This is a genomic window from Collinsella aerofaciens, assembly GCF_039836695.1.
Lineage (GTDB): Bacteria > Actinomycetota > Coriobacteriia > Coriobacteriales > Coriobacteriaceae > Collinsella > Collinsella aerofaciens_BD.
In genome coordinates this window covers 59,702-71,010 of the sequence record NZ_JBDPAC010000004.1, presented here as the reverse complement: position 1 = coordinate 71,010, position 11,309 = coordinate 59,702, and the positions used below count along the sequence as shown (strand labels likewise).

At 62.6% G+C, this 11,309-nt stretch carries 13 protein-coding genes; all 13 read left to right on the top strand.

All coding sequences use genetic code 11. The annotated features are described in order from the left end of the window. Window positions 1-371 precede the first annotated feature (371 nt). A complete protein-coding gene (gene rsgA, locus ABG996_RS03440) occupies window positions 372-1,325 on the top strand; it encodes a ribosome small subunit-dependent GTPase A (RefSeq protein ID WP_430733161.1) in 954 nt (317 codons plus the stop codon). Between the two features lie 252 nt (window positions 1,326-1,577). Next, window positions 1,578-2,237: a Flp pilus assembly protein CpaB gene (gene cpaB, locus ABG996_RS03435; protein ID WP_347478061.1), complete on the top strand. Its 660-nt coding sequence runs from the start codon at window positions 1,578-1,580 to the stop codon at window positions 2,235-2,237. Beyond that, entirely contained in the window at window positions 2,237-3,886 is a 1,650-nt protein-coding gene (locus tag ABG996_RS03430) for a nucleotide-binding protein (protein WP_347478062.1), read from the top strand. Before cpaB ends, ABG996_RS03430 begins: the two co-directional genes overlap by 1 nt. After that, complete coding sequence (locus tag ABG996_RS03425; RefSeq protein ID WP_006235095.1) at window positions 3,883-5,211, top strand: TadA family conjugal transfer-associated ATPase; 1,329 nt, start codon at window positions 3,883-3,885, stop codon at window positions 5,209-5,211. Before ABG996_RS03430 ends, ABG996_RS03425 begins: the two co-directional genes overlap by 4 nt. A 50-nt stretch (window positions 5,212-5,261) precedes the next feature. Continuing rightward, window positions 5,262-6,110, top strand: a complete 849-nt coding sequence (locus ABG996_RS03420) for a type II secretion system F family protein (protein WP_347478063.1) — start codon at window positions 5,262-5,264, stop codon at window positions 6,108-6,110. After that, complete coding sequence (locus ABG996_RS03415; protein WP_347478064.1) at window positions 6,107-6,748, top strand: type II secretion system F family protein; 642 nt, start codon at window positions 6,107-6,109, stop codon at window positions 6,746-6,748. The genes ABG996_RS03420 and ABG996_RS03415 overlap by 4 nt, the downstream gene beginning before the upstream one ends. Window positions 6,749-6,758: 10 nt before the next feature. Continuing rightward, the gene (locus tag ABG996_RS03410) at window positions 6,759-6,992 is read left to right on the top strand and encodes a Flp family type IVb pilin (protein ID WP_118288839.1); all 234 of its coding nucleotides are present in this window, start codon (window positions 6,759-6,761) and stop codon (window positions 6,990-6,992) included. Further along, the gene (locus tag ABG996_RS03405) at window positions 6,956-7,519 is read left to right on the top strand and encodes a hypothetical protein (protein ID WP_347478065.1); all 564 of its coding nucleotides are present in this window, start codon (window positions 6,956-6,958) and stop codon (window positions 7,517-7,519) included. The genes ABG996_RS03410 and ABG996_RS03405 overlap by 37 nt, the downstream gene beginning before the upstream one ends. Window position 7,520: 1 nt before the next feature. Continuing rightward, window positions 7,521-7,739: a hypothetical protein gene (locus ABG996_RS03400; RefSeq protein WP_152067496.1), complete on the top strand. Its 219-nt coding sequence runs from the start codon at window positions 7,521-7,523 to the stop codon at window positions 7,737-7,739. Then, a complete protein-coding gene (locus ABG996_RS03395) occupies window positions 7,675-8,211 on the top strand; it encodes a TadE/TadG family type IV pilus assembly protein (RefSeq protein ID WP_195193371.1) in 537 nt (178 codons plus the stop codon). Before ABG996_RS03400 ends, ABG996_RS03395 begins: the two co-directional genes overlap by 65 nt. Further along, a complete protein-coding gene (locus ABG996_RS03390; protein ID WP_347478066.1) occupies window positions 8,183-10,336 on the top strand; it encodes a hypothetical protein in 2,154 nt (717 codons plus the stop codon). The genes ABG996_RS03395 and ABG996_RS03390 overlap by 29 nt, the downstream gene beginning before the upstream one ends. Next, entirely contained in the window at window positions 10,336-10,812 is a 477-nt protein-coding gene (locus ABG996_RS03385; RefSeq protein WP_347478067.1) for a TadE/TadG family type IV pilus assembly protein, read from the top strand. Before ABG996_RS03390 ends, ABG996_RS03385 begins: the two co-directional genes overlap by 1 nt. Continuing rightward, complete coding sequence (locus tag ABG996_RS03380; protein ID WP_347500968.1) at window positions 10,809-11,168, top strand: DUF192 domain-containing protein; 360 nt, start codon at window positions 10,809-10,811, stop codon at window positions 11,166-11,168. Before ABG996_RS03385 ends, ABG996_RS03380 begins: the two co-directional genes overlap by 4 nt. Window positions 11,169-11,309: the final 141 nt, after the last annotated feature.

Sequence of the window (11,309 nt, the reverse complement as noted above, 5' to 3'; positions counted from 1 at the left end):
CGGTATCCTTGCTGGCTTTTCTCCCGCGCGGATGATAAAGGGCTGAGGGAAAGTTTGTGAGCTGGTCGGGCTTTGCCCGGCCAGCTCTTTTTGATTTAAAATACCTGCTCAGTTGTGATTTATGGTGCTGGGAGGCGCTTGTGGGCAAGGCTAAGGCTAAGGCGAAGAAAAAGACGACGGGGGCGCGGGCTAAGCGCGATCGTCGTCGGAAGCTTGCGACCGAGGCTCCCGCGTCTGCCGAGGAGTTGCTGGCAAGCGTGCCGGGACTTGACGCGCTGCAGGATGTCCCGGCGTTTGATGACCTGCCGGTCGATGGGGCTCAGCGGGCGGCATTTGACGACTTTTGCGCACATGCTGAGGAGCCCGAGCAGATGCAGCTTGGCGCCGTGGTGCGCTTAGATCGCGGGTTTCCGCTGGTGGTGACGGCCGACGATACCTTTCGTGCCGAGCATGCCGTGGGGTTTGCCAAGTCGCGCGGCGAGGACGAGGTGCTGCTGCCCGCCGTGGGCGACCGTGTGGCGGTGCGCCGCGCTCCCGGGCACGATATGGGCGTGATTGAGTGCGTTCTGCCGCGCCGTACGAGCTTTGAGCGTTGGCGCGGCCGTGCCCGCGGAGAGCGTCAGGTGCTCTGCTCCAACGTGGATAGCGTGCTAATCGTGCAGGCGCTCGGTGCCGGTGAGGTGCTGCTCGACCGCGTGGCGCGCTCGCTGGTGTTGGCGCTCGACTGCGATGCCGAGCCGGTGGTGGTGCTCACCAAAGCTGATCGCTGCGATGCCGAGGAGCTCGAGCGCGATCTGGACCGCGTGCGCCGCCTGGTGGGTCCGGACGTGCGCGTGATCGTGACGTCCTCTGCCGAGGGCCGCGGCCTGGACGAGGTCCGTATCTGCGTGCCTGCCGGGAGCTGCGCCATGATTCTGGGCGAGTCGGGTGCCGGCAAGTCGACGCTGCTCAATGCACTGCTGGGCCACGATACGTTGGCGACCGGCGGTGTGCGCGAACGCGACGACCAGGGCCGTCACACAACTGTCGCGCGCGTGATGGTGGCGCTGCCGGGCGACGCCGGCGTGATCGCCGATGCCCCGGGCCTGCGCAGCCTACCGCTCGTGGGTCACGAGCGGGGTCTGGCGCGCGCCTTCCCCGAGATTGTCGAGGCATCGCGCGCGTGCCGGTTTGGCGATTGCACGCATACCCATGAGCCGGGTTGTGCCGTTCGCGAGGCCGAGGACGCCGGGCAGATCGACAGTCTGCGTTTGGAAACGTTCCAAAACCTGGCGTCATCCATGCGCGTGAGTGCTCAAATGCTCGATCCCGATGTCCATCTGTAATTGATTTTTCCTATGACAGCCGTCTCCCAACTGTTCGGGAGACGGCTTTTTTGCTGCGGAAAAGCCTCGAAACATGCAGTTTGCTGACGTGCTGGCCAAAACCTTGCCACGAGCTTGACGGGCTGGTCAGCTTTTGGTCAGCGATTGGTTTGACATCGAAAACCAAGATCGCGATTGCGCCGCTTTGCGCTCTGACCGCCCAGACAATGGTGGTACGGGCATTCGCCCGGCACTGCCATGAGAGGAGCGGCCGTGAACAAGAGCAAGCGCATCGCCATCAGTCTGGTCGCGGGCGTGCTCGCTGCTCTGCTCTGCATGGTTTACGGCTCGTCGATCCGCTCGCAAGCCGAACAGGTCCAGGCTGAGACCTTGGCCAAGTACGGTGGCGATCGCGTCGAGGTATGCGTCGCGGCGCGCGATATCGATGTGGGCGAGACCCTCGATGAGACCAATGTCATAACCCAGGAATGGCTGACGAGTCTGCTGCCGCGTGACGCGGCGACCGAGCTGCGCCAGGTGCGCGGCGACGTGACGACTTCGCGTATTCCCAAAAACGCCGTGATCTGCAATGTCTACACCAAGGCCGAGAGCCACAAGCTCGAGGTGCCTAAGGGCAAGGTCGCCGTTTCGGTGGCGGTCGATGCCGAGCACTCGGTCGGCGGTGCCACGGGCGTGGGCAGCTATGTGGACGTGTACGTGCAAAAAGATGGCGTAATCGATCGACTGTGCGGCGCGCACGTGATCGATACCAGTGAGAATTCCGGTGCCACGCGCGAGGGCAAGATCGAATGGGTGACGCTGGCGGCTGACCCCGAAGACGTCAAGGAACTGCTGGGGGCATCGGGCAAGGGAACGGTCAGCTTGACGATTCCCGCCACGGCGCGCGGCAAAAAGAGCGGAGGCGACGAGTGATGAAGGCGATCTGGCTTGCGTGCTGCGCGTGCGGCGATTACGGGCTGTTGCAGCAGGAAGTCGAGGGCCGTGATGCGGGTGCACAGGTGCTTCGCGTGGGTGACCTGGACGGGCTGGTTTCCATGGCGCGGGCGTTTCCGTCGCGCCGCGGGGCTGCCATCATCGCGGCGTCTCTGTTTGATATCGAAGATGTGCGCAAGACTGTTGCGCGCCTGACGGCCGAAGGCCGCGTGAGTCGCGTGGTCGTGTTGATAGAAGTGCTCGATCCGTCGGATATCGAGGGACTGTTTCGCGCGGGGGCGACCGAGGTCATCGCTGCGCACAGTATATGCGGCAACGGGCGCGCGGGCGAGGGAGCGGTTGATTCCGATCGGCGCATGACGATTGAGCCCGATGCTTTTGTTGATAGGGAACCCGGGGCGCCTCGCGCTACAAGAGGCCCGCGTGTTGATGATTATGGAAAAGCGGAAGCCGAGCATGGTCGGCGCCCCCGGAACCCCCTTGTATACGATGACGCTGGAGGGCCGGCACAGCATGCTGGCGACTCCCCGGCTGTAGATATGGGATACGTGCACGGCGTGAATCTGGCGGATGAACTCGACGAAGTTGAGGGCTTTGCCGGGTGCGGCGAGTTGTCGCTGATGCAGCATGAGCAGATTGCACAGAACGAGCCTGCCTTGCAGACCGAACAAGCCGCCATGCCGGCTTGGACGCAGCGTGTGGTTGCGGCGGGGGAGACGGGGACGCTGTCGCCGACGCCCGCCCCGCCGCCTCCGATGCCGCCGGCAGACGCTGCCGCTCCGCAGCATCGAGCTCCGGTCATCTGCGCCATTTCGGGTTCGGGCGGTTGCGGCAAGTCGACGATCGTTGCCACCATGGCACACACATCGTCGCTGTTGGGCTTGCGTGCCGCCGTGCTCGACCTGGACCTGATGTTTGGAAACCTTTACGACTTGTTAGGCGTCGATGCTCCGCGCGATATGGCGGCACTTATCGAGCCGTCGGCGGCGGGCGCGCTCACCGAGCCGGATATCGTAGCCGCATCGATGCGCGTGGCGCCGGGCGTTACGCTCTGGGGTCCCGTTGCGGCGCCCGAGCAAGCCGAGCTCATGGCACGTCCGGTGGAGCTGCTGTTTGATGTCCTGCGTCGCGAATCCGACGTGGTCTTTATCGATACCTCGGTCTTTTGGGGCGATGCCGTGGCGGCTGCGGTGGCGGCGAGCGACCGTTGCCTGGTCGTTGGCGATGCGGCGGTGTCGTCCGCGACATCGGCGTCGCGCGTCATTGAACTGGCAAGTCGAGTAGGTGTGCCGCGCACGCGCATGAGCGCCGTGTTCAACCGGTTCGGTGCGCGCGGGGCAGACGAGGACGTCGCCATGCGCTTTGAGATTGCCTGTGCGTTGAGCTCCAAGATTCGTATCGCCGATGGCGGGCAGGATCTCGCCGCGCTCATGGCGTTTGGGCGCGCCGACGAGGCAGTGGGCCAGACGAGCGCTTTTGCGACCAGCGTGCGCGAGGCCACGCGCGAGATGCTCGTGGAACTGGGGTGCGCCGTCGGCCCTTGGAGCGATATAGTCGCCGACCGTGCAACGCGTACCGAACGCCCGCGTATCCGCCTTCCCTGGTCGCGCGAGGGTGATCAGCGATGAGCCTGCAAACGAGGATTAAGGCTGCCGGCGCTGCAGCGGCGGCAGCGCCTGTAGATGCGGGGCGTCGCCGCGCGGTGAAACGACGCACCAAGCGCGCCGTGATGGACCGCATGGGTTACGACGAAGTGGCGCGTATCAGCGCCTATATCGACCCGGCACTTGCCCGCTCGGAATTGCGTCCTGCGGTGGAGGCGGCGCTCAATGTTGAGGAGCCGACCGATCTCGCGACGCCCGAGCGCGAGACTATCATCGACGAGATTTTGGATGACGTGGTGGGCTTGGGGCCGTTGCAGCCGCTCATCGAGGACGACACCGTTACCGAAATCATGATCAACGGCTGCCGCTCGGCTTTCTTTGAACGCGGCGGCGTCTTGTACCCCATCGAGCATGCGTTTGAGGATGATGAGCAGATCCGGGTGCTTATCGACCGCATCATCTCGCCACTTGGCCGCCGTATCGACGAGCGCAGCCCCATCGTCAACGCCCGCCTCAAAACGGGCTATCGCGTCAACGCGGTGATTCCGCCTGTGGCGATTGACGGACCGATTCTCACCATCCGAAAGTTCTCGGACCGTATCTGCTCGCTGGACGAGCTTGTGGGGCTGGGGTCGCTGCCGCTTTGGTATGCGCAGCTGCTGTCGTGCGCTGTGTCGCTGCGACAGGACCTGGCGGTTGCGGGAGGCACGGGATCTGGTAAGACCACTCTGCTCAACGCGTTGTCATGCGAGATCTCCACCGGCGAGCGCATCGTGACGATCGAGGACTCTGCCGAGCTCAAGTTTGCGCATCATCCGCACGTGGTGCGCCTAGAGGCGCGCGAGGCTTCAATTGAGGGCGAGGGCGCGGTGACGATCCGCGACCTGGTGACCAATGCCCTGCGCATGCGCCCCGACCGCATCGTGGTGGGCGAGGTGCGCGGTGCCGAGTGCTGCGACATGTTGCAGGCCATGAACACGGGCCACGACGGGTCGCTCACCACGCTTCATGCGGGTTCCGAGCAGGAGACCGTGGTGCGTCTGACGTTGCTTGCACGTTATGGCATCGATCTGCCGAGCGAGCTCATCGAGGAGCAGATTGCCATGGCGCTCGACGGCATCGTGATGTCCGAGCGCCACGCCGATGGCAGGCGTTTCGTCTCCTCGTATTCGGGGGTGCGTCGCGCCGCGTCGGGCGGCGTAGAGCTCGAGCGCTATGTGACTTTCGATGCCGCCGAGCGCACCTGGACACTTGACCGCGAGCCACCGTTTATCGCAGAAGGCCTGCGGTCGGGGACGCTCACACAAGAGGAGGTGGACGAATGGAGGTCGCTGTGCCCCTCGTCGTAGGGGGTTTGGCAGGGTTTTCTGTTGCGACGGCGTGCGGGGCGGAACCTCGTGTGCCGCAGGTACCGCCGGCGGAGCTGGCGCGTCAGGCGCTCGAGACGGTGGCAGAGAAGCTGCCGCGTGAGCTGGTGGAAAACGATCTGCTGAAAAAGATCGCCCGTTCGTGGGCATCGCTGGCTCCGGCGCGTCGCCTTGGCCTCGCGATCGAGGATGCTTCGGGGCGTTTGGCGTTTCTGCTGCTATCGAGCGGTGTCTGCTGCGTATTGCTAACGATGGTGTCGTTATCGCCCCTCGGATTTGCCTTGGGACTTGTTGCTCCGTTTGCCGTTGGCGCCGCTCGGGATGGCTTTGAGAGCCGGCGCGAGCAACACGATGCAGAAGAGGCCATGCCCGAGGCGTTTACCGCACTTTCCATGTCGCTTGCCTCGGGACATTCGCTGGCCCAGGGCATGCGCTTTGTGGGCGCTCATGCGCAAGAACCGGTGCATACCGAGTTTTTGCGGGTGGCGGCGGCAATCGATTGCGGCATCTCGGCGACCGACGCGCTCGATGACTTGCTCGTGCGCATCGACGCCCCTGGCCTTTCGCTTGTGACCTTGGCGCTTAAGGTGTCTCAGCGCACCGGTGCTCCGCTTGCCGACTTACTGTCCGAGGCGTCGAGCATGGTGGGGGAGCGCATTGAGCTCAAGCGCCGCCTGGATGTTAAGACGTCGCAGGCTCGCATGTCTGCGCATATGGTCGCGGCGATGCCGACGGGCATGTGCGCGGTGTTGGCGCTGCTTTCGGCAGATTTTCGTCGCGGTCTTGCGACGCCTGCCGGCGCGGGCACTGTGGTGCTGAGTCTTGCCCTCAACGCCGTTGCCCTGGTGGTTATCCGGCGCATTATGCGGGTGGAGCTATGAGCGCCCCGGTTGCAGTTGCGGCTTGCCTGTGCGCTCTGAGTGTATTTGTCGCGACGGGTTTGGATCGGGCGGATGCACGCAAGATCGCAGAGGCCTGCAAGCGCGAGGCGGTGCTGGTCGCTGCCGCGGGTCGCTCGGTGGTCGATGCTCTGGCCGCGCGAATGAAGGGCGCGGTTGGAGCGGGCGGCCCGGCGCGAGTATCGCTCGGCGAAGTGTCCGAGATGATCGATGTTGTGCGCTTGGGTCTTTCGGCCGGTCTTTCGTTTGATGCGGCGCTTGAGATTTTCTGCGCCAACCGCCGGTCAGTGCTGGCTCTTCGACTTGAGCGGGCCTGCATGGCGTGGCAGGTGGGCGTGGGCACGCGTGAGGACGAGTTGTTGGCCGCCGCGCACGACCTGGACGTGCGAGCGCTCGAGACCTTTGCCATTACGGTGGGACAGGCGCTCGCCCTGGGTGCTCCACTTGTCGAGACGCTGGCCGCTCAAAGTCGCGAGATCCGTGCGGCTCATCGCGCCGCGGTCGAGCGCGAGATTGAGCGTGCGCCCGTCAAGCTGCTGATTCCCACCGGCACGCTCATCTTGCCGGCGTTGCTTCTGTCCATATTGGGCCCGCTGCTGGGAGCAGGCGGGATGATGTAGGGAGGAATACATGAACACGATGGTCGAAGTTGCTGACAAGGCTTGGAACTGGGCTTTTTGCCGGGCGATCCGCGCTCGCCAGCATGCCAAGGAGCTGTTGCGGGAGGAGAGCGCGCAGGGTACCACCGAGTACGCCATTTTGGTGGGCGTGCTTGTGGTGATCGCGATTATTGCCATCGTTGCATTTAAAGGCAAGGTCCAAGATCTATGGAACGCTATCAGCGAGGGCATCAACAGCCTGTAGAGGGCGAGCGCCCCATCGGGGTGCTGCTGGTGTTTGCTTGCCTGACCGTGGCGATAGCGGCGGTGCTTTGGGGGCTTAACGCCGCGCGGCAGCAGCGTCCTGGGGCCGCCTTCGATTCGGACTCAGATTCGGCGGTGGCGTCTCAAAAAGATGAGATGCGAGATGCGGACGATTCGGATGTCGCTGTCACGGCGCAAACCTTTCTGCGGACGCTCGACAAGCGGTCTGGCACTGCGACGGATTCGCCTGAGGACAACGCGATTGCGGTCCGGCTTGCATGGTCCGAGGACCGACCGATGACCGAGGCAGCGGCGGATATGTTACGCGCCTACCGCGAGGTGCCAACGGCCCAGCTCGCCCTGAGCGGCTATCTCGATATTAAGGGCAACGTATGGGGCGCCATCGTGCGCGATGGGCGCGGCTGGGTCGATATGGTGACGGTTGCCGCGGATGCTGGCGATGCTTCGTGTCGTCTGCGCGCCGTGCGTCTGGTCCCGCAAACAATAAGCGCAAAGGAGGGATTGTGAAATGCATGGCGTTCTGCGTGAGGAATCTGCCCAGGCGACGGTCGAATACGCCATCGTCACGGTGGCGCTGTTATCGATCGTGCTGGCGATTGTGGGGCTTTGGCGTGCTGGCACCGATGGACGCTTGGCGGCGCTGGTTGAGCGGGCGGCATCCCATGGCGTTGCCTCGACGTCGGTTATCGACGCCGCTGCGGGCGCTAAGGACATCGCGTTGTATTGATATCGCGCGCGAGGACCGGGCGCAGTCTACGGTCGAGGCCGCTTTTTTGCTGCCGACGTTTCTGACGCTCATCCTTCTCGCACTGCAACCGGTGTGCCTGCTTTATACGCGCGCGGTCATGGAGTCTGCCGCCGCCGAGACCGCGCGGCTCATGACCACGACGACGGCGGAGGACGACGATCTTAAGGAGTTCACCCGCCGCCGGCTTGCCGCAGTGCCCAACGTTTCGATCTTTCATGCCGGCGGGCCGTTGTCGTGGGATATCGAGCTTGGCCGGGCCGGTGCGGGTGGCGTCTCGTCCGTGTCCGTTTCCGGCGAGGTCAAGCCGTTGCCTGTGATCGGTGCGTTTGCGCAGGCTATGGGTGGTACCGCCGAGGGCGGCTACGTTGAGCTCAAGGTCGATGTCTCGTATCAATCGCGTCCCGAATGGCTGGAGGGAGATTATGATTCGTGGATTGCTGCATGGGATTAAGCGTTTCTGGTCTAGATGCGTTTTGACGCGCCGTCCGAGCTGCCATCGCAAACGAGGCGGCTTTATGGGCCGCGCCGGTATCGACCTGTTTATCGAAGACGGTGCCTACACCACGCTTTCTTCTGCCGTGGTCATCCTAGTGGTGCTCACGTTGTTGTTTTCGTCGACCGCGGCGATATGGAGCATGTCGCGTGCCGGGGATACCCAGGTGGCGGCCGATAGCGGCGCGTTGGCGGGTGCCAACGTGGTGTCGTCCTATCACACGGCTGCCACGGTGGTTGATGCGAGCATCTTGAGTCTGGGGCTAGCGGGGTTTGCCACAATCGGGACGGGCCTGGTTGCCATTCTCATCCCAGGTGCCGAACCAGTTGCCGGCAATATGGTCGACACCGGGATTGAGATCATTAAAACGCGCAACAAGTTTGCCAAAAGCGCATCGGAAGGCTTGCAGAAAACCGAGACGGCTCTGCCGTATCTGATTGCCGCGCGTGCCACGCAGGCGGTGTCGGCGCAGGATACCGACGGCGTGACCTATACCGGTACGGCGCTTGCCGTGCCCAGGACATCCGAGTCGGATTTTGTTGCGCTCGAAGGATCAGAAATCTCGACCGATGCCATTAAAGATGCGTCGGAAGATCTGGAGCGCGCGGCCGAGGAGCTACAAAAAGCATCGGAGGAGACGGCGAAGGCCAAAGAGCGCGCCTGGCTAGCGGATTGTGGCGGGTCGGACAAGGGCTCGGTCAGCAGCTGTTCTTGCATGTGGGAGCGTGCGAAAAGCCTAGCGGATCTCTCTGGTGCTCAAAATCCACATTACGCTTCGAGCGTTACGTGGGAGCCGCAAGTGGCGCTCGATCGCGCGAAGGCCTACTATCGCCAGCGCCTGGCAAATGAGAAACCGCTTGGCGAGGGTCCGGAAAAACAGGCAGATTCTGCTGCACGAAAGGTGTTCTTCGCTTATGCGAGTGAAGAAGTCGAGCGGGCATATATAACTGAAAAGGACGGCAAAGTTTCCGCCCGCATCCCTTTCCTTCCGCGAAATCCAGATGAGGCGAGGACGACTGAACTCTATACCGATGCACGTTGGCCCACGAGTGAAGTAGATAAAGTTACCTATTTGCATTATGGGACTGACTGTCCAAATTACAAAAAAGGAAAGCCGGGTGGGCTGGCATCCGTCGCAGATTTTGACGGTCACGAAACGTGTAGCGAATGCCATTTCGGTGTGTCGTCTTTAGGGTACGTTGCGATTGCAACGACTTCTGTCGAAAGGGGCTTCGAGTACCACTTCGATAAGTTCAAAGAGGCTCTGGAAGACTACGTCGAATGCCGCAACAAAGAACTCGAACTTGAGCGTCAGACCGAGGATGAGGCCGACCGTGCGGGCAATGCGTTTGACCAGGCCATTAAAGCGCTTTCCGGCGAGCGCCCGCGTATCGCCCCACCTGGTCGCAACGGCGTGGTCGCCTTTGCAGTTTCGGGTGACATTACCAGCCCCGATCAACTTAACTCCTCGTTTAACGCGGCAGTCAGGCTTGGCGATCGCGGTGCTATCTCTGCCGCGGTGCTGGCGCCCGATGAGGCGACGGCGCAAAACAACGTGCTTTCGCGATTTTTCTCGACATTGAAGGAACGCTCGGGCGGCGTTGCCGGCGTGCTCGACGGCGTCATGGATGTTTGGGGACGGCTACTCGTGGGATACGGTGATATCCAAGGCTCAGCCGACGAACTTATGGACGAGATGATTAAAGGCCTAGGAGGGGGCAGCGGCGCGTTGGACTCCATCGCATCGTGGCTCGGCGATACCGTTTCGGCGTCCGTGGCGGCGCTGGGTTTGGAACCGTGCGACTTGCGCCTGCGAAAGCCAGTGCTGACCGATTCCGCCAACGTCATTAAGAGTCCGGGGTCTGACATTGCTGGTTTCTCTCAAGCGCAAGACAAGCTGCGAGGTATTCCGTTGGGCGTGACCGATCCCAAGGCGCTTTGCGAGGCATTGGAATATCAAGTCGAACGCACCATTAGCGGTACGGTGCTCACGCTTGCGGAGATTCCTCTGCCCGGCGGCGGCTCCATCCCACTCACCGTCGATGTCGCCACGCTGGTTGGCGCTCTGGGCGGTGGGTCGTAATGAGTATCCGCATACGGCTGCGTGAGGAGCGCGCCCAAGCGACGGTGGAGATGGCAGTGGTTACGCCCGTTTTACTGGTGCTGGCGCTCATCGTGTACAACGTCATGATCTTTGCCAGCGCTGTCGCGCGCTTCGACCGCGTGGTGCCCGACATCGTGCTGGCGCACGCTGTGGCGCCGGGCGGGGAGGGTGACGAGAGCTCTGCCGATGCCTCGGCGACGGTTCAGACTCAAATTCTGAATGCCATGGAAGGCTATGACTTGCAGATCGAAGTGTCGAGCGAGCAAGGCGCGGAGGCATCGGATGGTGGCCTGCTCTCCCTATCCGGTACGTTTAGGACCTACACCTGCACCATGCACTATGAGCCGTGGCCGACTTCTCTCAGCATCGCTGGCGTTCCGCTGGGGGCGCCGACAACGTTGTCGCACGAGCGTGCGGTGACGGTCGATCCATGGCGTCCGGGGGTGGTCATGTGACCGCGGTCTCGTCCTACATCGCCTACGCGCGGGCACTCAATAGGCTGGGTTGGACGCCGGCCGAGTTTGTGGTGGCGGAGTCGTTTGTCGTGCGTTTGCGCGGCATGCTGGGACGGCATCCGGTTGCCGCCAACGGCCTGCCGCTCGTCATGGCGTTTCCACGCTGCTCTTCGGTCCATACGTGTTTTATGGCCTATCCCATCGACATCGCCTTCATCGATCGCGATGGCAATATCCTCGCGCGCTACGAAAACGTCCGTCCTTGGCACATGTGTTCCTGTCCCGGCGCCTGGGCCGTACTAGAGCGTCCTTCAATCATTGTTTCGACCCCTGCTCTCCAACGCGTGCCGGCTTAAGAATTGGCGACAGTGGACTTTCGTCATACGAAATTGGGTAAGATGGAGGAGAAGATGCATGGATGTTGAGATCCATCCCAACGCTAAAAAGCACCTGACGGAAAAGCAGGTGCTTAGCGCTTGGTTTGCGGTTACTGAGTG